The following is a 21,436-nucleotide window of genomic DNA, read 5'->3' as shown; positions in this document are numbered from 1 at the left end:
CGGGTCAGGCGAGCCGGGCCGACGCGGAGTCGAGCGGGTCGGACCCGTCGCGGCGACCACGCGGCCCCGCGCTCTCGGGCACGGTGAGCCGCCCGGCGTCCGAGCGGGTCCACTCACGCACTGCCCACCGTTCGGCGATGGCCCACACACCGTCGCGGCGTTCCATCAGGTCGACGTAGCGGCAGCCGCTCGTGAAATCGACCATGCCGATGCCGTCGCCGCCGCCCCAGTGCGCCGCGGTGCAGTACGTCTCGCTCACGGCGTGGTCGCCGCGCAGCTCGACGAGGTGATTGCCGACGTGGTGCATCGTGCCGCCGATCGCACGCAGCTTCGGTGCGACCCACGCGACGAAATCGTCGACGGGCCCGTCGAATCCGGTGTGATGGTCGATCCCGTCGGGGTGGTACGCGCTGCGCACGAGATCGAAGTCGAGGCGGTCGATGCCGCGGCAGTAGCGCATCACGACCTCGTGGATCGCCTGCTTGTCGAGCAGTGCCGCGACTGCGTTCTCCGGTGTCGTCATGCTCGTTCCTCTCGCTCGGGGACAGTCGTGCCGGCGACGGCATTCTTCAGTTCGACGGCCCACTCGAGGAACTGCGGGATCTCGTGTCCGGCAGCGCAGAACACGCAGGGCCGGAATACGACCACGGTGGCGCCGGCCGCATGCAGGGAGAGGGCTCTGTCCGCGGTCGCGTCGTAGTCGACGGATCCGTCGGCGCGGCGCTCCGGCGACACCGACACCTGCACGACCGGCGAGAGCGGATCGCGGCCGTGCTCGGCGAATGTCTCGCGGAGCAAGGCGACACCGTCCGCGAACGACGGCAGGTCCGCCGGGTTGACGGTCCAGCCGTCGGCCACACGCGCGAGACGCGCGAAATTGCGTGCGCTCGGCGCGAACCCGAGGATCACCGGCACCCGTGTCTGCTCCGGGAACGGAAGCGCGTGGAAGCGGTCGAACGCGAAGTCGCGGCCGCGGAACTCGGCGGGTGCGCGCGTCCACAGTTCGCGGCACGCGCGGACGGTGTCCTCGAGCCGGCCGAAGCGTCGATCGAACGGCACGCCTGCGGCGGCGTATTCGGCTTCCTGCCAGCCCACGCCCAGCCCGATCGCGGCGCGCCCGCCGGACAGCGCGTCGAGCGTCGCGACCTGCTTCGCCAGCAGCACGGGCGGTCGCAGCGTCGCGATCAGCACCGACACGTTCAGTTGCACCCGCTCGGTGACGGCCGCGATCGCCGAGAGCAACGACATCGGCTCGTACCAGTCGTGGTCCAGTGGAAACGGGAAGCCGTGCGTCCGGACCCGCTCGGCGTGGGCGTGCGCGTCGAAGCCCAGGTGATCGCCCGTCGAGATCATGTCGACACCCGCGCGATCCGCGGCCGCGGCCAACTCGAGCACCGGGCGCACCGTGCCGTCGTAGAGACGCTCGGCGCCGAGGACGTTCAGACCGATCTGCATGCGGCTCCCTCCGTGACCGCGTCAACCTCGCACGCGGGACACCAGTGCGCGGCGGCCGGTGCCGCTCAGCGGGACCCGGAGCGCGAGCCGTCCGCGAGCGCGGTGCGCGCCGCGTGGAAACCGCACATGCCGTGTACGCCACCGCCGGGAGGAGTCGACGACGAGCACAGGTACACGCCGGGCACTCCGGTACGGTACGGCGCCGGGCTCAGCCGCGGACGCGCGACGAACTGCCAGGCCGTGTTGGCCCCGCCGACGACGTCGCCGCCGACGTTGTTGAGGTTGTACGCCTGCATCTCCGGTGCGGACCGGACATGCGTAGCGACGACCCGGTCGCGGAAACCCGGCGCGAAACGCTCGATCTGCGCGGCGACCGCTTCGGTCACGTCGCCCGGAAAAGCATGCGGCACATGAGCGTACGCCCACAGGGGATGCAGATCGCCCGCCGAGCGCGACGGATCGGACACGAACTGCTGGCCGACCAGAACGAACGGAGCCTCCGGCATCGCACCGCGCACCGTCGCGTCCTCGGCCGCCGCGATCTCGTCGAGAGTGCCACCCAGATGGATCGTGCCCGCGCGACGCACCGCGGGATTCGCCCACGGCACGACGTCGCCGGGGGCCGTGCCGCGCACCGCGAAGTCGACCTTGAACGCGGCGGGGCCGAATCGGTAGTGCCGGTATGCGCGCGCGATGCGGCGGGGGAGCGCGTCGCCGAGAATCCGGTGTGCCCCGCTCGGCGTGACGTCGAGCAGTACGGCATCCGGCCGGCCGTCGCCGGGGCGGACGGCATCGCCGAGCGTCTCGACGGTGCGGCCGGTTTCGATCGTGCCGCCGAGTTCGGTGAGGATCGAGGCGAGCGCCCGGGTGATCGCGTGCGTGCCGCCGCGTGCGACGGGCCACCCCTGCGCGTGGGCCGCCGTGGTGAGCAGCATGCCGACGGCGCTCGTCAGCGGGCCCCGGAGCGATCCGAACTTGTGGGCCGCGACCCCGCCGAACAGGGCGCGTGCCGCAGGCGTGCGCCACGTGCGGGCGAGGACCGTCGCGGGCAGTGCCGCGGCGACGCCGAAGCGCGCGAGCAGCAGCGGGTGACGCGGCACCCCGACGATCGGCGCCAGCACGTCGTCGGCCAAGGCGTCGAAGTTGCGCGCGAGCGGTCCGAACACCCGCCGCCACCGGCCGCCGTCGACGCCGAGGCCGTCGCACGTGCGGTCCAGGTCGCGGTACAGCAGCGCGGCGTCGCCGTGGTCCAGCGGATGCGCGAGGTCGATCTCCGGATACGCCCACTCGAGACCGTGCGCCGCGAGGTCGAATTCGCGGTCGAGTTCGCGGAACCACGGCGACGCGGCGCCGGTCGGATGGAACGCCGCGCAGTCGTCGTGCAGCAGCCCCGGCGCGAGGTACTCGGTGGTGCGCGCGCCGCCACCGATCGTGTCCGCCGCCTCGACGACGTGCACGTCGACGTCGCCGCGCGCGAGGGCGATCGCCGCGGCGAGACCGTTCGGCCCGCTGCCCACGACGACGGCGGTGCGGGTCATCGCGTGTGGTCGCCTCGGCCGGTGAGCACAGGCCGCCGCACCGGCTGCAGGTCGACGGGGTCGTCCGCACGGGAAGGACTCTCCGACCGGGAAGGGCAGCGGTACCAGGTGCGCGCGTTGTCCTCGAGCACCGCGTGCAGGTCGGCGTCGCCGATCGCGTCGCGCACCAGGTCGACGTCCGAGTCCTCGAAGACACGTCGCGCACGGCTGCCGGGAAGGTCCGTGCCGAACATCAGGGCGTGCGGATCGACCTCGTGGATCCGGCGCAGCACGTCGCCGACGTCGTCGATGGTGGCCCGACCGAAGCCCGTGGCCTTGACGCGGACACCGCGGGCCACGAGGTCGAGCAGGTACGGCAGGCCCCGCGTGGACATGCCGAGATGGTCGATGCTGACCGCGGGCAGCTTCGCGAACACCGGCTCGAGCGAGAGCAGCAGCGTCGCGTCGACGTAGAACTCGGCATGCCAGCCCGCGAGGTCGTACGCGCGCAGAGCCTGCTCGGTGAGCTTCTTGAGGTCGGTCGCGCTGCGTCGCAGGTTGAACCGCACCGCCCGCACACCCGCTCGGTCGAGTTCGAGGATGTCGCGGTCGGTGGCGTCGGAGCTCAGCTGCGCGACGCCCACCCAGCCCGGGCCGAGCTGTTCGAGGGCGGCGACCAGGTGCTCCTGGCTCATGTTCTGGTACGACGCGGTGACGACGGCGCCCCCGGTGACGCCTAGGTGGGCCGTGCGTGCGCGGTAGTCGTCGATGGTGAACGGTTCGGGCAGGTACCCATGGTTCTCGACCAGGGGAAACCTGGGATCGATGATATGCAGATGGGCGTCGAACACCGGATTCATCCTGCCTCGTGAGCGGTGTGTTTCGTGGCGTCTTCGCTGTGGGTTCTCCGACGAGAGAGCGCTGATGTCGATTGTGTCACGCATCGTGCCGGTATCGCCGTCGCGGCACACGAGTCGTGACATGTCCCACCCGATAGGCTGGCGCACTGTGTTCCGCATCTCCCGGTCCGTCCCGAACCCCTCGCGCGTCACCTGTCTTCGCGCGGCCGTCCTCGCGCTCGTCGCCGTGGTCACGCTCGGCGCGTGTTCGTCGGACACCGGGGGCGACCGGCCGGCGGGCACGATCGAGAACGACGGCACGTACCCGCTGACCGTGCCGTCGGGCGATACGACGATCACGATCGACGCGCAGCCCGCCTCGATCGTCTCGCTCAGTCCCAGCGCCACCGAGATGCTGTACGCGGTGGGCGCGGGCGACCAGGTCGTCGCCGTCGACGACCAGTCGAACTACCCGGAGGGCGTGCCGTCGACGTCGCTGTCCGGATACACACCGAACGTGGAGGCCGTGCTCGGGTACGAGCCCGACCTCGTCGTCGCCTCCGACGACGCGGGCGACCTCGTCGCGGGTCTCGCGCGGGCGAAGGTGCCGACGCTGTTGCTCCCCGCCGCCGCGACGCTCGACGACGTCTACACCCAGATCGAACGCGTCGGCGCCGTCACCGGGCACGTCGCCGACGCGGCCGGTGTGGTGGCGTCCATGCGCAGCGACATCGACGCCGTCGTCGCAGGCCTGCCGCCGCGCGCACAGCCGCTCACGTACTACCAGGAACTCGACGACACCTACTTCTCGATCGCCGACACCACGTTCATCGGCGGTGTGTACGCGATGCTCGGGCTGCGTTCGATCGCGCCCGGCCCCGACGCGTACCCGCAGTTGTCGGCCGAATCGATACTCGCGGCGAATCCCGACCTGATCTTCCTCGCCGACCAGGAGTGTTGCGGGGTGACACCCGAGGTGGTCGCCGCACGGCCCGGCTGGAACGAGCTCACAGCGGTGCGCGACGGCAACGTCCACCCGCTCGACGCGGACGTCGCGAGCCGGTGGGGCCCGCGCGTCGTCGACCTCGTGCGGCAGGTCGGGCAGATCGTGTCGGCGGTGCCTGCGGAGTCCGCGCCGAGGTGACACATGCGCTCCGCCGGCCCGCCGTCGCCCTCTCGGTCACCGCGGCGGTGCTGGTCGTCGCCGTCGTCGTCGGGGTGCTCGTCGGTCCGGCCGGGCTGACCGTGCGCGGCGTGGCGCTCGAGTTCGTCGACGCACTGCCGTTCGTCGACGTCGATTCGGGGCTCACGCCCCGGCAGGACGCGATCCTGTGGAACATCCGGATGCCGCGGGTCGTGCTCGGGCTCCTCGTCGGCGCGATGCTCGCGATTGCAGGCGCCGCCTACCAGGGCGTCTTCCGTAACCCGCTCGCCGACCCCTACCTGCTCGGTGTGTCGAGCGGGGCCGGGCTCGGCGCGACGCTCGCGATCGTCGCGGGCGGCGTCGTCGGCGCGGCGGGCGTCCCGATCGCCGCATTCGCGGGCGGCATCCTCGCCGTCGCCGCGACCTACACGCTCGGCAGGTCGGTGGGTGGTGCGCGCTCCGAGGTCGTCGTCGTTCTCGCGGGCGTCGCCGTCGCGGCCTTCGCGAACGCAGCGCAGACATTCGTCCAGCAGCTCTACGACGACACGCTGCGCCAGGTGTACTCGTGGCTGCTCGGGCGGCTCAGTACCGACGGCTGGCACGACGTGCTCGAGGTGCTCCCGTATGTCGTCGTCTCGACCGCCGTCATCCTGCTGTACCGGCGCGTGCTCGACGTCATGGCCGTCGGCGACGTCGAAGCCGCGAGTCTCGGCATCGATCCCGCGCGCGTGCGATTCGTGCTCGTCGCATTCGCGACGCTCGGCACCGCGGCCGTCGTGAGCGCGAGCGGCCTGATCGGGTTCGTCGGCATCGTCGTGCCGCACGCGGTGCGCATGCTCGTCGGCCCGGGTCACCGTGTGCTGCTGCCGGTCTCGCTGATGGCGGGTGCGGCTTTCCTCGTGCTCGCGGATGTCGTCGCCCGCGTCGTCATGTCGCCCGCCGAGCTGCCGATCGGTGTCGTGACGGCCGCGATCGGCGCACCGTTCTTCCTGCTCGTCCTGCGTCGTAGCCGGGTGCGCGCATGACCGCCGTCCGGTGCCGCGCCGTCGGTGTCACCCGCGGTGGGCGCGGCGTGCTCGCCGACGTCGATCTCACGGTGGGCGAAGGCGAATGGGTCGCCCTGGTCGGCCCCAACGGCGCGGGCAAGACGACGCTGCTGCACGTCCTGGCCGGACTGCTCGACGCGACGGGCACCGTCGACGTCGGGGGTGAGGACCCGGCGCGGGCGAGCCGTCGTGCGATGGCGCGCGCCGTCGCACTCATGCCGCAGCGCCCCGTCGTGCCGGACGGCGTGACGGTGGCCGAACTAGTGATGCTCGGCCGCACGCCCCGTATCCCGCGCTTCGGCACCGAGGGCGCGAGCGATCGCGCCGCCGTCGACGACGTGCTCGAGCAGTTGGACCTCACGCCGTTCGCCGACCGCCACGCGACCGACCTGTCCGGGGGAGAGCTGCAGCGCGTCGTGCTCGCGCGGGCCCTCGCGCAGGAACCGCGCGTGCTGCTGCTCGACGAGCCGACGAGCGCGCTCGACCTCGGCCACCAACAGCAGGTACTCGAACTCGTCGACCACCTGAGGGGCGAGCGCGAGGTCACGGTCCTCGCCGCGATGCACGATCTCACCGCGGCCGCGCAATACAGTGACCGTATGGTGCTCCTCGATCAGGGCCGGGTGGTCGCCGACGGCACCCCGGCGCACGTGTTGACGGCCGAGCGGATCGGCGCCGTGTACGGCGCGCGTGTCGAGATCGTCCGCAGGCCCGGCGAAGCGCCCGCGGTGCTGCCGGTGCGGCACGATCGAGGTGGATCCTGATGGAGGTGTTGCTGCTCGGTACGGGCGCCGCCGACGGGTGGCCCAATCCGTTCTGCACCTGCCGCTCGTGCTCGGATGCGCTCGCGCGTGGCGAGATTCGCGGTCAGACGGCCGCCCTTGTCGACGACGTGCTGATGCTCGACTGCGGCCCCGAAGCGCCCCGCGCGGCGCTGCGCCACGGCCGCAGCCTCGCCGGTGTGCGCCACCTGCTGTTCACGCACGCGCACTCCGATCACCTCGGCCCGCAGGCGCTGCTGTTCCGGTCGTGGGTCGCCGACGGTGTGCCACTCGACGTCATCGGCCCGCCCGACGCGCTCGACGCGTGCAGGCAGTGGGTCGGCCCGAGCGACCCGGTGCGCTTCGTGCCCGTCGACGCGGGCGACGTCGCGACGGTCGGCGACTATCGCGTCGCGGTTCTTCCCGCCGAGCATCGTGTGTTCCGCGACGGCGACGCCGTGCTGTACGACATCACCGGCCCCGACGGCACGCGACTGCTGTGGGCGTGCGACACCGGACCGCTGCCGCGCGAGTGGTTCGCGCGCGTGCGCGACGCGCGGTTCGACGCGGTCTTCCTCGAAGAGACCTTCGGCGACGACGCGCGGCACGGCACACGGCATCTCGACCTCGCGTCCTTCGGCGAGGTCGTCGCGCACCTGCGCGAGGTGGAGGCGGTCACCGACGGTACCGACGTCGTCGCGGTGCACCTCGGGCATCACAACCCGGCGCCGCCCGTGCTGCGCCGACGGCTCGGCGCCGTCGGCGCGCGCCCCGGCGACGACGGCGAAACCGTCGTCCTCGGCGCCGCACGGTCGGGTGTGCGCACACTCGTGCTCGGCGGCGTCCGTTCGGGCAAATCGGCCCACGCCGAAGGCCTGTTCGACGGCGTTCCCGACGTCACCTACGTCGCGACCGGCGGCACGCGCGACGGCGACGCCGAGTGGGCGCAGCGGGTGGCGCTGCATCGCGACAGGCGTCCGTCGTCGTGGCGCACTGTCGAAACCGACGATGTCGCAGTGGTTCTCGCCGATGCGACCGGCCCCGTGCTGGTGGACTGCCTCGGCACGTGGCTCACCGCGCGGCTCGACCGGCACGGCGTGTGGGACAGCGGCGACACCTCTGCCGTCGACGACGACATCGCGGCGCTGCTCGCGGCGTGGAAGGCTGCGACGGTGCCGGTCGTCGCGGTGAGCAACGAGGTCGGTAGCGGCGTGGTGCCGGCGACCGCGTCGGGGCGGCTGTTCCGTGACCTGCTGGGCAAGCTCAACACGCAGGTCGCCGCGGCGTCCGATGTCGTCACGCTGCTCGTCGCGGGTGTGCCGCTGCACCTCGCGTCGCGTCGACCCTGAGCCGGTGTCGTTTCGGCGCGGCACTCGTCTCGAGCGCATCGCACTCGTCACGAGCACCGCGGAGTTGCGCAACTTTCGCGCACTCTGTGGATCCGGACGTCACGGCCAGGTGGTCACGATGTGACGGTGTGTGCGTTGGGTGCACACGATGTGACATCGTGACCGTGGGGTGGGGGTTGTGTTGGGCGGCAGTGTGGTTGGCGTGGGTGTGGTTCCTGGAGATTGTTGCGCGGAACCGTTGACTTCGAAACTGTGTTCGAACTAGGGTTCGTTCATGGGGCCGGGGGAATCAGTAGTAGACGCATCTGGCGGTGAGCCGTGGCAGTCGAGTGACGGTGAGTTGCGCGCGGAGGCGGTCGAGTTGTCGCGAGTGATTGCGGGGTTGCAGGCGCGGCGTGTCGCGGTGATGCGGGAGGTCGAGGTCCGCCGGGTGGCGGTCGAGGCCGGGTATCGCGATGGTGCCGCGTGGTTGGCGGCGCACACCCTGTTGGAGATCGGGGAAGCACGCGGGATCGTCGCTCTGGCGGGGGCGTTGTTGCGGGAGCCGGAGAGCGCCGAGGCGGTGGCGTCGGGTGCGGTGTCGGCGCGGCACGCACAGATCATGTGGTCGTTCTTCGAACACCTGCCCGGTGGGTTTCCGAATGCGGTGGAGGAGCCGGAGGCATTCGCGCAGGCGCGGCAGGAATGCCGGGAGGCGTTCTTCCTCGCCTCCGGCATCCGCGGCACCGTGGGTGGGATGCGGCGGGTGAAGGACACCCTGGACGCGACGTTCGACACCGGCGAAGTCCGGCACAGTGAACGTACCGATTTGAACCGGTTCGACCTGTCACGCACGCTCAACGGCCGCTACCTGCTGCGGGGCGACTTGGATGCCGAGTCGGGTGAGTTGCTGCAGGCGGCGTTGTCGAAGCTGTCGGCGCCGCGTCCTGCCGAGGACGGGACCCGTGATCCGCGGCCGCCGTCGCAGCGCCGCGCCGACGCCCTGACCGAGGTGGTGCGTCGGTTCCTCGGCGCGGGACTGACGGGTGACGAGGCCGGCGAGCGCCCACACCTGACGGTGGTGATCCGGGAACGAGACCTCCGTGAGCAGGGTGTGCACATTCGGTCGGAAGACGGTGGAACCGAGGACACCAAAGGCAGAGACAGAGGCGGGGGCAGTGGCAGCGGGATACGTGTGCCGTGGACACCGTGGGGCGGAACCTTGTCGATCGCGGCTGCCCGGAAGACCGCGTGCGACTCCGGCGTCACCCCGGTGGTGGTCGACGACGTGGGGGTGCCGTTGTGGATGGGCCGCACCACCCGTCTGGTCACACAGTCGCAACGCAGGGCACTGCGGGTGCGCGACCGTGGCTGCGCCTTCCCGGGGTGCGGTGCCCCGACCGGGTGGACCGAAGCGCATCACGTCGTCCCGTGGATCGATGGTGGACCGACGGACCTGGACAACCTGGTGCTGCTCTGCACGCATCATCACCGGTTCGTGCACCACAGCGGCTGGACTGTCGATATCCACGACGACGACAAGATGCCGTGGTTCACACCACCACCCACACCACTCGGGCCGAGCGAACCACTCCCGGCACACCGCAATTCGATCCCACTGCTCGCGTAGGCGAAGCGTGCCCATGGAAGGACGAATCCCCGCTCCGGAGACCGGAACGGGGATTCGGGGGAGTGTCTCAAGCCTTGTCGGGCTCGCTGGCCTTGAGCATGTCGTGACGCTCGACGACCTTGACGCGCTCGCGGCCCTCGGGTTCGCCGAGTGCGCGCTCGTGCGCGTCGAGGCGGTACCAGCCCTGCCACGTCGTGTACGGGTGGTTCTTCTCTTCGAGGAACTCGATGATCGCGTCCTCGCGGGCGTCTTCCGGCTGTGCGAAGGCCGGGCGGTCCTCGAGGAGGTTCGCGACGGTCTCGTTCGCGTCGCCCTTGGTGTGGCCGATCAGGCCGACGGGGCCGCGCTTGATCCAACCCGTGACGTAGGTGGCCGGCATGAATCGTGCCTTGCCCTCGGCGGTGTCGTCGGCGACGACGCGTCCGGCCTCGTTGGGCACGACGCCCGCCTGATCGTCGAAGGGGAGCTTCGAGATGTTCTGCGACAGGTAGCCGACGGCGCGGTAGACCGCCTGCACGTCCCAGTCGTTGAACTTGCCGGTGCCCTTGACGTTGCCGGTGCCGTCGAGCTGGGTGCGCTCGGTGCGCAGGCCCACGACCTTGCCGTCGTCGCCGAGCACCTCGTGCGGCGACTCGAAGAAGTGCAGGAAGAGCTTGTGCGGGCGCTCGCCGACGTCGCGGATCGCCCAGTCCTGCAGCGTGTTGGCGACCATGTCGACCTGCTTCGAATTGCGGCGGGCATCCTCGGACGCGGCGTCGTAGTCGATGTCTTCGGGGTCGACGATGACCTCGATGTTGGGCGAGTGGTCGAGTTCGCGGAGCTCGAGCGGCGTGAACTTGGCCTGCGCCGGGCCGCGACGACCGAACACGTGCACCTCGAGCGCCTTGTTCGCCTTGAGGCCCTCGTAGACATTCGCCGGGATCTCGGTGGGCAGCAGTTCGTCGCCGGTCTTCGCGAGCACACGCGCGACGTCGAGCGCGACGTTGCCGACGCCGAGGACGGCGACCTTTTCCGCGTCGAGCGGCCACGTGCGCGGCACGTCGGGGTGCCCGTCGTACCACGAAACGAAGTCGGCCGCGCCGTAGCTGCCGTCGAGGTCGATGCCCGGGATCTTGAGCGCGCGATCGGCGTTGGCGCCGGTGGAGAAGATCACGGCGTCGTAGAAGCGACGCAGGTCGTCGAGCGTGATGTCGGTGCCGTAGTCGATGTTGCCCAGCAGGCGGACCTGCGGCTTGTCGAGCACCTTGTGGAGCGCCGTCACGATGCCCTTGATGCGCGGGTGGTCGGGTGCCACGCCGTAGCGGATGAGGCCGAACGGTGCAGGCATGCGCTCGAAGAGGTCGATGCTCACGTTCTCGCCCGACTTCATCAGGGCGTCCGCCGCATAGATTCCCGCTGGGCCCGCACCCATGATCGCCACCCGCAGCGGGCGGTCGGCAGAGGTCGTGTCGGACGCGGCTGCAGTGTCCGCTGTGGTCTGATCAGTCATCTGGAGCGAGCTACCTTCCGAGCATGGATGGTTCGTGTGAACGAGAGCGAACTGAGCCCAGCCTAACCCGTGGTGATTCCGTGAGCACAGTCGCCGTTCGATACTTCCGGTTCGCGAGTGTCCAGGGTAGTCCTCCCCGCTTTGGAGGGCCACAATCTCAGCTTGTGGCAGGTGGTCGATACACTCGGTCCGTACCAACTGGGCCGACGGAAGACTGCGCACGCGCGGCGAAAGGACGACATGGCCGACACTCCGGGCACCGGCGGCCCCGACGACGAACTGGGTCGCGATCGCCCGTCGGCCACGCCGTTCATCGCGGCGCTCGTGGTCATCGTGGTCGTGTTGCTGGGTGTGCTGATCCTCAGCTTCGTGCAGCCGTCGGGCGGCGAGATCAGCGACGAGGATCGTGTCTCGCGCGTCGTCGCCGACTTCGTGCAGACCCACAACAACGACGACGCCGACACGCAACGCACGCTCGTGTGCGCCGACTTCGCCGACGACCGTTCGCCGCTCGACGGCGTCGGCAGTGTCACCCTCGACGCGGTGACGGACCCGGTGTTCACCGGCGACGCCGGGACCGCCGTCGTGAAGGTGCATGCCGACGACGGCGGCGAGGTGCGCGAGTCCACGTGGCACTTCGCACGCGACGAAGAACGTTGGCTGGTGTGCAACTGACTCGCGCCTTGGCGGGCGCAGCGCATGTGAAAGGCTGAAAACGTGAGCTATGCAGGCGACATCACTCCCGAGTACGCGTGGAAGCTCCTCGAGGAGAATCCGCGTGCGGTTCTCGTCGACGTCCGGACGCAACCCGAGTGGGCGTACGTCGGGGTTCCCGACACGTCCGGGCTCGGCCGCGAGCCGCTGTTCGTCGAGTGGGTCGCCTTCGGCGGCGTCCCCAACCCGCACTTCGTGCAGCAGCTCGTCGACGCCGGGGTGACCGGTGGCGACGATGCGCCCGTCGTGTTCCTGTGTCGCTCGGGCCAGCGGTCCATCGGGGCCGCGGAGGCGGCGACGGCGGCGGGCATCGGCCCGTCCTACAACGTGCTCGACGGCTTCGAGGGTGGCCTCGACGAGCAGGGGCACCGCGGCTCGGTCGGGTGGCGTGCCGTCGGCCTGCCGTGGCGGCAGTCGTGAGTGCTGGTGGTCGCGGTGCGACCGGAAACGGAGTTGGTTCGATCGTGAGTGAGCAGTGGTGAGTGGAATTCCTCGCGGGGGTGCGTTCGAGGACGCGCTGCCCGACGGCGTCGGTCAGGGCACCATCGGAGTGCGGGGCGGCACGATGCGGTCCGGCTTCGAGGAGACGTCCGAGGCGATCTTCCTCAACAGCGGGTTCGTGTTCGAGAGCGCGGAGGCGGCCGAGGCGTCGTTCACCGGCGAACTCGACCATTTCGTGTACTCGCGGTACGGCAACCCCACCGTCAAGATGTTCGAGGAGCGGATGCGCCTCCTCGAGGGTGCCGAGGCATGTTTCGCCACCGCGTCGGGCATGTCCGCGGTGTTCACCGCTCTCGGTGCGCTGCTGAAGGCCGGCGACCGGCTCGTCGCCGCGCGCAGCCTGTTCGGCTCGTGCTTCGTGGTGTGCAACGAGATCCTGCCCCGCTGGGGCGTCGAGACGGTGTTCGTCGACGGCGAGGACCTCGCGCAGTGGGAAGAAGCGCTGTCGGTGCCCACCACCGCGGTGTTCTTCGAGACGCCCGCCAACCCGATGCAGACCCTCGTGGACGTCGAACGCGTCGCCGAGCTCGCGCACGCCGCGGGCGCGCAGGTCGTCCTGGACAATGTGTTCGCGACGCCGCTGCTGCAGCACGGCTTCCAGCTCAGCGCCGACGTCATCGTCTACTCGGGCACCAAGCACATCGACGGCCAGGGCCGCGTGCTCGGCGGCGCCATTCTCGGTTCCGATGAGTACATCAACGGCCCGGTGCGCGAACTGATGCGGCACACCGGCCCGGCGCTGAGCCCGTTCAACGCGTGGACCCTGCTCAAGGGCCTCGAGACCATGCCGCTGCGGGTACGGCAGTCCGGTCACACCGCGCTCGAGATCGCGAAGCTGCTCGACGAGCATCCGGCCGTCAAGTGGGTGCGCTACCCGTTCCTCGAGACGCACCCGCAGTACGAGCTGGCGCGCAAGCAGATGAGTGGCGGCGGCACCGTCGTCACATTCGAGCTCGACGCCCCCGAGGGCGAGGGCAAGGCGCGGGCGTTCGCATTCCTCAACGCGCTTCGCCTGGTCAACATCTCGAACAATCTGGGCGACGCCAAGTCTCTGGTCACGCACCCTGCCACCACGACGCACCGTGCGATGGGGCCCGAGGGGCGCGCCGCGATCGGCATCACCGACGGCGTCGTGCGTTTGTCGGTTGGCCTCGAAGAGACCGAGGATCTGCTGGCGGATCTGCGGCAGGCGCTTGCCTGACGGCAGTCAGTCGAACGGGTTGTCGGTGCTGCCGACGAGGTCGGCGACCGACTCGAGCACGCGCGTCGGCCGGTAGGGGAACGCCTCCATCGACTCGCGGGTCGAGATGCCGCTGAGCACGAGGATCGTCTGCAGGCCTGCTTCGAGGCCGCACACGACGTCGGTGTCCATACGGTCGCCGATCATGAGCGTGTGCTCCGAGTGCGCGCCGATCGCGCGCAGCGCCGAACGCATCATCAGCGCGTTCGGTTTGCCGACGTAGTACGGATCGCGGCCGGTCGCGCGCGTGATGAGCGCCGCGACCGCGCCCGTCGCGGGCAGCACCCCGTCGCGCGACGGGCCGGTGGGATCGGGATTGGTGGCGATGAATCGCGAGCCCGCCTCGACCAGCCGGATCGCCGTCGTGATCGCCTCGAACGAGTACGTGCGGGTTTCGCCGAGTACGACGTAGTCCGGGTTCTTGTCGGTGAGCACGTAGCCGACGTCGTGCAGAGCCGTCGTCAGCCCCGACTCGCCCACGACGTAGGCGGTGCCGTCGGGGCGCTGCGAGGACAGGAAGGTGGCGGTCGCCAGCGCGGACGTCCAGATCGCGCCTTCCGGGATGTCGAGTCCCGATTGCAGCAGCCGCGCGCGCATGTCGCGTTGCGTGCGAATCGAGTTGTTGGTGAGCACGACGAACGGGATGCCGCGGTCGCGCAACTCTCCGACGAACTCGTCGGCCCCCGGCACCAGCTGGTCCTCGTGTACCAGGACGCCGTCCATGTCCATCATGTACGTCCAGTGCGGCCGCCCGTTGTCCGCCGGTACCGCCGCACCCGTCTCCGTCGTGCCCGCGTCGCTCACGGCCTCAGTATGCGCGAGTGAGGCGCCTGCGTCGGCGGGTTTGCGGGCCTCAGCCGCCCAGCAACTGCGCCTTCGCCGCTGCGAACTCGCTGTCCGACAGCGCGCCTGCCTCGTGGAGTTGTGCGAGCTTGCCCAGCTTCGACGTCAGATCCTCGCCGCCCGGCACCGCCGGCGGGGGCGGCGGGGGAGCGGCGGGCGGCGGAGGGTAGGCGTTCTGCTGCCGGGCCGCCTGCTGATCGAGATACGCCTGCTGTTCGGCGTAGCGCCGCTGCGAGCTGCGTTGCATCGCGTTCGACGTCGCCTGCGCTGTGCCTGTGACGACTGCGGTGCGTGCAATCGTGCCCAACAGCCCCGGTCGTCCGATTCGGCCTCTCCGGATCATGCCTGTCCTCCGCTCGGTTGCCGGGCCGCTGCGTACGCGGCCACCGCCGCGTCGTGCGGAACCTGAACGTGCAGATCGACTTCGCCGCCCGCCGCGCGCACGGCCGTAGCGAGCCGACGCGCCCACGTCTGCTCGTAGACGAGGACGGCCGCGGACGTGCCCGGCGCAAGGCCGTCGCGGATGATCTCGAGGTCGTCGTCGCTGATGAGATCCACGGTGTCGACCTCGAGGCCGGCGAGTGCCGTGCCGTCGAGGCCCTCGGACGCCTCGAACTCGGTGAGGGTGCCGTCGGCGTCCTTGGACACGAACACCAGATCGAGCAGTGTCGCGTCGCCGTTCGCGAGTGTGGTCCGTAGCTCCGCGATCGCGGCGGGGTCGGCTTTGGCGGCAGGGAAGGACAGTACGACCAGCTCGACCGGGCCGATGTCGATGTCTGTACTCATGCGCATCAGCATGGCAGCCGCGCGGCGCCTACGGATTCGTTTGAGAGAGAACGTCGCGCTCCGCCGCGACCGGGCTCGTTCGCAGACGGAGCGAGCGCCGTCACGCCAGCAGCCGCCACAGCCCGATGAGCCCGACGACCACGATGACGCCGCGCAGCATGGCGGGGGAGAGGCGGCGACCGTAGCGCGCGCCGACCACGCCGCCGACGAGTGAGCCGGCGGCGATGAGACCCGCTGCGGCCCAGTTGATCCTGTCGAAGGCGACGAGGGTGTAGGCGAGGGCGGCGACGACATTGACGACGAGCGAGAGCAGGTTCTTGGCCGCGTTCATGCGCTGCATCGTCTCGGGCAGGATGGCGCCCATCACGCCCATCAACAGGATGCCCTGTGCCGCCGTGAAATAGCCACCGTAGACGCCGACGGCGAAGGTCGACGCGGTCAGCGCGACCATGCGCGCCGTCGAGAGGCCCTCGTCGACGCCCGACCGGGATTTGGCCCACTTCTGGATGCGTGGCTGCAGGACGACGAGGATCAGCGCGAGGACGAGCAGGACCGGCACGATCGTCGTGAACACGCCCTCGGGAAGGTGCAGCAGCAGCCACGAGCCGAGGACGCCACCGAGCAGCGATGCCGGCAACTGCCAACGCAGACGGTCACGCTGACCGCGCAACTCGCGACGGTAGCCCCACGTGCCGGACACGCCGCCCGCGACGAGGCCGATGGCGTTCGACATCGTCGCGGTGACCGGTGGGAAGCCGAACGCGACGAGTGTGGGAAATGTGATGAGGGTGCCGCTGCCCACGAGTGCGTTGATGGCTCCGGCACCCAGGCCCGCGGCCGCGATCGCGACGATTTCCCATGCGTCCATCCGGGCGACGTTACTCACGCGCCGTGGTCATTCGATCCCGCAGTCCCGCGGCCCAGGTGCCCACGGAGTGATGTTCACCGGTGGCAGGATGAGAGCGTGCCGCAACCGGATCGTCCCGACGAACGCTTCACGCTGGCCGCCGAGCGCACCTTCCTCGCGTGGATGCGCAGCTCACTCGGGCTGCTCGCGGGCGGTCTCGCGATCATCCACCTCGTGCCCGGCTTCTCGACCGGCTGGGTGCGCACGGCGCTCGGGCTCGCGCTGATCCTGCTGGCCGCCGCCGCCGCGATCGCGGGTCTGCGCCGGTGGCTGCAGGTCGATCGTGCGTTGCGCGACGGCACGTCGATGCCGTCGCCGCGCGATCTGTGGGTGTTCGCCGCGGTGCTCGTGGTCGTCACGGGTGCCGCCGCGGTCGCCACCATCGTCACCGCGATTCCCTGACGGCAGGGCTCGGATGGCCCCAGTGTGGCGCTGACCTGGGTCTACGCGTCTGCGTGAGAATCTCCACATTTCGCCGTTATCGTTTTGCGATCAATACAGGCGTCAGGTACATAGATTTCGAGGTTCGCGCCCGCGTTCCCGCCGCCACACCGAAATGGAGTGCATCATGATCGACTTCGCTTTCCTCTCCGAGGCCTTCTCCGCCCTCGCCAGCATCTTCGAGGGCCTCGGCTTCTTCCAGGGCCTCAGCTGAGCCCACGCAGTTCCCTGACACGGCCACGACCGGCATCGCCGGGCGTGGCCGTCGTCGTAGCAGGGGTGGTCTCGCGGCCCCCGCGCCGGTGTGTGCGCTGCCACGTCCGTCTAGTGTCGAGCCGAGGACGTGAATCGACGACACGAAGAGGTGCACTGTGGCGCGGGAGTTGAAGCTCGGATACAAGGCCTCGGCGGAGCAGTTCGGGCCGCGTGAGCTGGTCGAACTCGGTGTTCTCGCCGAGCAGCACGGTATGGACAGCGCGACCGTGTCCGACCACTTCCAGCCGTGGCGCCACGACGGCGGTCATGCGCCGTTCTCGCTCGCGTGGATGACGGCGGTCGGCGAACGTACCGAGCGCCTCCAGTTGGGCACGTCGGTGCTCACCCCCACCTTCCGCTACAACCCCGCTGTCATCGCGCAGGCGTTCGCCACGATGGCGTGCCTGTACCCGGGGCGCGTCATGCTCGGCGTCGGGACAGGTGAGGCGCTCAACGAGATCGCGACCGGCTACGAGGGCGAATGGCCCGACTTCAAGGAACGCTTCGCGCGGCTGCGGGAATCGGTGCGGCTCATGCGTGAGCTGTGGCAGGGAGATCGCGTCGACTTCGACGGCGAGTACTACCACACGAAGGGGGCGTCGATCTACGACGTCCCCGAGGGTGGAGTCCCGGTGTACGTCGCGGCAGGCGGCCCCGTCGTCGCACGGTATGCGGGCCGCGCGGGCGACGGCTTCATCTGCACGTCCGGCAAGGGCATGGAGCTCTACACCGACAAGCTGCTGCCCGCCGTCGAGGAGGGCGCGGCGAAGGCCGAGCGCGATGCAGGCGAGATCGACAAGATGATCGAGATCAAGATCAGCTACGACACCGATCCCGATCTCGCGCTCGAGAACACACGCTTCTGGGCGCCGCTGTCGCTGACTCCGGAACAAAAGCACTCGATCGACGACCCGATCGAAATGGAGCGCGCCGCCGACGCCCTGCCCATCGAGCAGGTCGCCAAGCGGTGGATCGTCGCGTCCGACCCCGACGACGCCGTCGCGCAGGTGCGCCAGTACGTCGACGCGGGCCTCAACCACCTCGTGTTCCACGCACCCGGGCACGACCAGAAGCGATTCCTCGAACTGTTCGAGCGCGATCTGGCACCGCGCTTGCGCGCGCTCGGCTGACGCGCACCGGAGTGCCGACTGTCACCTGTCGTACGGTGACTCGGTCGCTAGGGTGAAGCCATGGCAGCCGAACCGTCGAGCATCTACATCGCGTCTCCCGAAGGCGACACCGGGAAGTCGACGATCGCACTCGGCGTACTCCAGATGCTGTGTGCGTCCGCGGCGCGGGTGGGCGTGTTCCGGCCCATCGCACGGTCGACGCGCGAAACCGACTACATCCTCGAACTGCTCCTCGAACAGTCCACGGCCGACGTGTCGTACGAGCAGGCCCTCGGGGTCACGTACGACGACGTGCACCGCGACCCCGAGGGCGCGCTGTCGACGATCGTCGCGCGGTACCACGACGTCGCCGCGCAGTGCGACGCCGTGGTGATCGTCGGCAGCGACTACACCGACGTCGCGAGCCCGAGCGAGCTCGGCTTCAACGCACGCATCGCGGTCAACCTCGGTGCGCCGATCCTGCTCGCGGTGCGCGGCGCGCACCGCACACCCGACGAGATCGCGCAGGTCGTGCAGATGTGCCGCGCCGAACTCGACATGCAGCACGCGCACCTGCTCGCGATCGTCGCGAACCGCTGCGACCCCGTCGATCTCGACGAGGTGTCGGTCGCGCTCGCGGGCAACGGCGTGCCCGCGTGGAGCCTGCCCGAGGTGCCGCTGCTCGTCGCACCCACCGTGGCCGAACTGCTCACCGCGACGCAGGCGTCGCTCTACAGCGGCGACCCCGAACTGCTCCACCGCGAAGCACTCGACGTCCTGGTCGGCGGCATGACGGCGGAGCACATCCTCGAAAGGCTCACCGAGGGGGTCGTCGTCGTCGCGCCGGGCGACCGCTCGGACGTTCTGCTCTCGCTCGTGAACGCCCATGAAGCGGAAGGCTTTCCGTCGCTCGCGGGTGTCATCATGAACGGCGGCATCATGCCGCACCCGCAGATCGCGCGGCTCATGGCGGGTCTCGAACTGTCGCTGCCGATCCTCGCGACGTCGCTGGGCACGTACGAGACCGCGTCGGCTGCGGCGAACACGCGCGGCCGTGTCGCGGTGGGCTCACAGCAGAAGATCGACGCGGCACTGAGTCTCATGGAACAGCGGGTCGATTCGTCGGTGCTGCTCGACCGCATGAAGCTTGCGATCCCGTCGGTCGTCACGCCGCAGATGTTCGAGTACCAGCTGATCGACCGTGCCCGCGGCGACGTCAAACACATCGTGCTGCCCGAGGGCGAGGACGACCGGATCCTGCGGGCCGCGGCGCGCGTGCTGCAGCGCGGGGTCGCGAGGCTCACCATCCTCGGCGACGAGAACGCGGTACGCAGGCGCGCATCCGAACTCGGCGTCGACGTCGGGGGAGCGCAGGTGCTCGATCCCGTGCGGTGCTCGTATCTCGAGCAGTTCGCCGAAGAGTACGCGCGGCTGCGGGAGCACAAGGGCATGACGATCGAACGCGCTCGCGAGCTCGTCGCCGACATCTCGTACTTCGGAACCATGATGGTGCACATGGGCATCGCCGACGGCATGGTGTCGGGCGCGGCGCACACCACGGCGCACACGATCCGGCCCGCACTCGAGATCATCCGCACCGAGCCCGGCGTGTCGACGGTGTCGAGCGTGTTCCTGATGTGCCTCGCCGATCGTGTTCTCGCGTACGGGGACTGCGCGATCGTGCCCGACCCGGATTCGGCGCAGCTCGCGGACATCGCGATCTCGTCGGCGCGCACCGCCGCGCAGTTCGGTATCGAGCCGCGCGTCGCGATGCTGTCGTACTCGACGGGCGACTCGGGCAGCGGCGCCGACGTCGACAAGGTGCGGGCAGGCACGGCCCTCGTGCGCGAGCGTGTGCCCGAACTGCTCGTCGAGGGCCCGATCCAGTACGACGCCGCGGTCGAGCAGTCCGTCGCCGACAAGAAGCTGCCCGGCTCGGCGGTCGCGGGCAAGGCGACGGTGTTCATCTTCCCCGACCTCAACACCGGCAACAACACCTACAAGGCCGTGCAGCGCAGTGCGGGTGCCGTCGCCGTCGGCCCGGTGCTGCAGGGCCTGCGTCGCCCCGTCAACGACCTGTCGCGCGGTGCGCTCGTGCAGGACATCGTCAACACGGTCGCGATCACCGCGATCCAGGCACAGGGTATCGGCCGCACGGCCGGGGAACAGGGAGGCCGGCTGTGACGAAGCGTCGCGTGCTCGTCGTCAACTCGGGTTCGTCGTCGATCAAATTCCAACTCGTCGAACCGGATTCGGGCCGTGCGGTCGCGGCCGGCATCGTCGAGCGCATCGGAGAGCCCGAAGGATCTGCGTCCTACGAGCACGACGGTGTGGTCGACGAACGCAGCGGCGCCATCGCCGACCATCGTGCGGGACTGCGGCTTGCGCTGGACATGATGGCGCAGGCCGGGCACGCCGTGCAGCAGGCGGGCATCGTCGCGGTCGGACATCGAATCGTGCACGGCGGCAACATCTTCGACAAACCGGTCCTCATCGACGACGCGGTGCTGAAGGCCGTCGAGGATCTCGACGACCTCGCGCCGCTGCACAACCCGCCCAACGCGATGGGTATCGAGGTCGCGCGCGAAGAGCTGCCCGGTGTGCCGCAGGTCGCGGTGTTCGACACGGCGTTCTTCCACGACCTGCCGCCCGCGGCCGCCACCTACGCGATCGACCGGGACGTGGCGCGCGAACACGGTATCCGGCGCTACGGATTCCACGGCACGTCACACGAGTACGTGTCCGGCCGCGCGGCCGAGTTCGTGGGCCGCGAACTCGGTGACCTCAAGCAGATCGTGTTCCATCTCGGCAACGGGGCGTCCGCGTCGGCCATCGACGGCGGACGCGCGGTCGACACCACGATGGGTCTCACACCGCTCGAAGGGCTCGTGATGGGCACGCGCAGCGGCGACATCGACCCGGGCGTGCTGCTGCACCTGAACCGCAGTGCGGGCCTGCGCGTCGACGAACTCGACGACCTGCTCAACCGCCGGTCAGGGCTCGAGGGCCTCGCGGGAGTCAACGACTTCCGGGCGCTGCGTGCCCTCGTCGAGAACGGTGACCCCGACGCCGTGCTCGCCTACGACGTCTACGTCCACCGCATCCGCAAGTATCTCGGGGCGTACCTCGTGCTGCTCGGTGGCGTCGACGTCGTCACGTTCACCGCGGGGGTCGGCGAGAACGCGCCGGACCTGAGGCGAGACGTGCTGGCCGGGCTCGAATCGTTCGGTATCGAGGTCGACTCTGCCCGCAACGAGTCCGGCCGCGGGGAGCGGCGCATCTCGCCCGACTCGGCGAGCGTCGACGTGCTCGTCGTGCCCACCGACGAGGAACTCGCCATCGCGCGTGCCGCCGCGGCGCTCGTCGACGGCTGACCGCTTCCCGACGCGTGCGACGAGCGCGCGATGTGCGCGGTGCAGCGCCCACGCGGG

The 21,436-nt window shown here is 70.0% G+C and carries 21 protein-coding genes; 12 read left to right on the top strand and 9 right to left on the bottom strand.

Translation table 11 applies throughout. From position 1 onward, the window contains the following. Positions 1 to 4 precede the first annotated feature (4 nt). From HCA44_RS10410 to HCA44_RS10395, 4 genes are all read right to left on the bottom strand, one after another. A complete protein-coding gene (locus HCA44_RS10410; protein WP_169648482.1) occupies positions 5 to 523 on the bottom strand; it encodes a nuclear transport factor 2 family protein in 519 nt (172 codons plus the stop codon). Further along, positions 520 to 1,455, bottom strand: a complete 936-nt coding sequence (locus tag HCA44_RS10405) for a TIGR03619 family F420-dependent LLM class oxidoreductase (RefSeq protein ID WP_169648481.1) — start codon at positions 1,453 to 1,455, stop codon at positions 520 to 522. The genes HCA44_RS10410 and HCA44_RS10405 overlap by 4 nt, the downstream gene beginning before the upstream one ends. Before the next feature lie 65 nt (positions 1,456 to 1,520). Continuing rightward, positions 1,521 to 2,993, bottom strand: coding sequence for an NAD(P)/FAD-dependent oxidoreductase (locus tag HCA44_RS10400; protein WP_169648480.1), 1,473 nt, complete (start codon positions 2,991 to 2,993; stop codon positions 1,521 to 1,523). Beyond that, complete coding sequence (locus HCA44_RS10395) at positions 2,990 to 3,823, bottom strand: amidohydrolase family protein (RefSeq protein ID WP_169648627.1); 834 nt, start codon at positions 3,821 to 3,823, stop codon at positions 2,990 to 2,992. The genes HCA44_RS10400 and HCA44_RS10395 overlap by 4 nt, the downstream gene beginning before the upstream one ends. A 130-nt stretch (positions 3,824 to 3,953) precedes the next feature. Between HCA44_RS10395 and HCA44_RS10390 the strand changes: the two genes are divergently transcribed. The 5 genes from HCA44_RS10390 to HCA44_RS10370 all read left to right on the top strand — a co-directional run bounded on the left by HCA44_RS10390 (position 3,954) and on the right by HCA44_RS10370 (position 9,720). After that, positions 3,954 to 4,955 carry an ABC transporter substrate-binding protein gene (locus HCA44_RS10390; protein ID WP_169648479.1) on the top strand — a complete coding sequence of 334 codons (1,002 nt, stop codon included), beginning with the start codon at positions 3,954 to 3,956 and terminating at the stop codon, positions 4,953 to 4,955. Continuing rightward, positions 4,952 to 5,980, top strand: coding sequence for an iron ABC transporter permease (locus HCA44_RS10385; RefSeq protein WP_169648478.1), 1,029 nt, complete (start codon positions 4,952 to 4,954; stop codon positions 5,978 to 5,980). Before HCA44_RS10390 ends, HCA44_RS10385 begins: the two co-directional genes overlap by 4 nt. Continuing rightward, positions 5,977 to 6,765 carry an ABC transporter ATP-binding protein gene (locus tag HCA44_RS10380; RefSeq protein ID WP_169648477.1) on the top strand — a complete coding sequence of 263 codons (789 nt, stop codon included), beginning with the start codon at positions 5,977 to 5,979 and terminating at the stop codon, positions 6,763 to 6,765. The genes HCA44_RS10385 and HCA44_RS10380 overlap by 4 nt, the downstream gene beginning before the upstream one ends. Next, complete coding sequence (locus HCA44_RS10375) at positions 6,765 to 8,111, top strand: bifunctional adenosylcobinamide kinase/adenosylcobinamide-phosphate guanylyltransferase (protein ID WP_169648476.1); 1,347 nt, start codon at positions 6,765 to 6,767, stop codon at positions 8,109 to 8,111. The genes HCA44_RS10380 and HCA44_RS10375 overlap by 1 nt, the downstream gene beginning before the upstream one ends. A 274-nt stretch (positions 8,112 to 8,385) precedes the next feature. After that, complete coding sequence (locus HCA44_RS10370; RefSeq protein ID WP_169648475.1) at positions 8,386 to 9,720, top strand: HNH endonuclease signature motif containing protein; 1,335 nt, start codon at positions 8,386 to 8,388, stop codon at positions 9,718 to 9,720. 67 nt (positions 9,721 to 9,787) lie between these two features. On the opposite strand, the gene HCA44_RS10365 is transcribed toward HCA44_RS10370, so the two are convergent. Next, positions 9,788 to 11,209 (bottom strand): FAD-dependent oxidoreductase, encoded by a 1,422-nt coding sequence (locus tag HCA44_RS10365; RefSeq protein ID WP_169648474.1) that lies wholly within the window; start codon positions 11,207 to 11,209, stop codon positions 9,788 to 9,790. A gap of 240 nt (positions 11,210 to 11,449) precedes the next feature. Here HCA44_RS10365 and HCA44_RS10360 point away from each other — a divergent pair, with 240 nt between their 5' ends. From HCA44_RS10360 to HCA44_RS10350, 3 genes are read left to right on the top strand one after another with little or no spacing between them, the layout of a single operon-like run. Next, a complete protein-coding gene (locus tag HCA44_RS10360; RefSeq protein WP_169648473.1) occupies positions 11,450 to 11,884 on the top strand; it encodes a hypothetical protein in 435 nt (144 codons plus the stop codon). 42 nt (positions 11,885 to 11,926) lie between these two features. Next, entirely contained in the window at positions 11,927 to 12,343 is a 417-nt protein-coding gene (locus HCA44_RS10355; protein ID WP_169648472.1) for a rhodanese-like domain-containing protein, read from the top strand. Between the two features lie 58 nt (positions 12,344 to 12,401). After that, the gene (locus HCA44_RS10350; RefSeq protein WP_169648471.1) at positions 12,402 to 13,625 is read left to right on the top strand and encodes an O-succinylhomoserine sulfhydrylase; all 1,224 of its coding nucleotides are present in this window, start codon (positions 12,402 to 12,404) and stop codon (positions 13,623 to 13,625) included. 6 nt (positions 13,626 to 13,631) lie between these two features. On the opposite strand, the gene HCA44_RS10345 is transcribed toward HCA44_RS10350, so the two are convergent. The 4 genes from HCA44_RS10345 to HCA44_RS10330 all read right to left on the bottom strand — a co-directional run bounded on the left by HCA44_RS10345 (position 13,632) and on the right by HCA44_RS10330 (position 16,161). Further along, on the bottom strand, positions 13,632 to 14,396 hold the full coding sequence (locus tag HCA44_RS10345; RefSeq protein WP_169648626.1) for an HAD-IIA family hydrolase: 765 nt from the start codon (positions 14,394 to 14,396) through the stop codon (positions 13,632 to 13,634). Between the two features lie 121 nt (positions 14,397 to 14,517). After that, positions 14,518 to 14,814, bottom strand: coding sequence for an SHOCT domain-containing protein (locus HCA44_RS10340; RefSeq protein ID WP_346764667.1), 297 nt, complete (start codon positions 14,812 to 14,814; stop codon positions 14,518 to 14,520). A gap of 32 nt (positions 14,815 to 14,846) precedes the next feature. Continuing rightward, positions 14,847 to 15,293 (bottom strand): DUF6325 family protein, encoded by a 447-nt coding sequence (locus HCA44_RS10335; RefSeq protein WP_169648469.1) that lies wholly within the window; start codon positions 15,291 to 15,293, stop codon positions 14,847 to 14,849. Between the two features lie 100 nt (positions 15,294 to 15,393). After that, positions 15,394 to 16,161, bottom strand: coding sequence for a sulfite exporter TauE/SafE family protein (locus HCA44_RS10330; RefSeq protein ID WP_169648468.1), 768 nt, complete (start codon positions 16,159 to 16,161; stop codon positions 15,394 to 15,396). 96 nt (positions 16,162 to 16,257) lie between these two features. Here HCA44_RS10330 and HCA44_RS10325 point away from each other — a divergent pair, with 96 nt between their 5' ends. The 4 genes from HCA44_RS10325 (at position 16,258) to HCA44_RS10310 (ending at position 21,379) form a co-directional block, all read left to right on the top strand. Beyond that, positions 16,258 to 16,602, top strand: coding sequence for a DUF202 domain-containing protein (locus HCA44_RS10325; RefSeq protein ID WP_169648467.1), 345 nt, complete (start codon positions 16,258 to 16,260; stop codon positions 16,600 to 16,602). A gap of 410 nt (positions 16,603 to 17,012) precedes the next feature. Beyond that, a complete protein-coding gene (gene fgd / locus HCA44_RS10320; RefSeq protein WP_169648466.1) occupies positions 17,013 to 18,026 on the top strand; it encodes a glucose-6-phosphate dehydrogenase (coenzyme-F420) in 1,014 nt (337 codons plus the stop codon). A gap of 60 nt (positions 18,027 to 18,086) precedes the next feature. Next, positions 18,087 to 20,189, top strand: coding sequence for a phosphate acetyltransferase (pta, locus tag HCA44_RS10315; protein ID WP_169648465.1), 2,103 nt, complete (start codon positions 18,087 to 18,089; stop codon positions 20,187 to 20,189). Next, positions 20,186 to 21,379: an acetate kinase gene (locus HCA44_RS10310; protein WP_169648464.1), complete on the top strand. Its 1,194-nt coding sequence runs from the start codon at positions 20,186 to 20,188 to the stop codon at positions 21,377 to 21,379. The genes pta and HCA44_RS10310 overlap by 4 nt, the downstream gene beginning before the upstream one ends. Positions 21,380 to 21,436: the final 57 nt, after the last annotated feature.

The organism is Rhodococcus sp. HNM0569 (assembly GCF_012726205.1).
Taxonomy (GTDB): Bacteria; Actinomycetota; Actinomycetes; order Mycobacteriales; family Mycobacteriaceae; genus Rhodococcus_F.
This window is presented reverse-complemented; position numbering and strand designations above follow the sequence as displayed.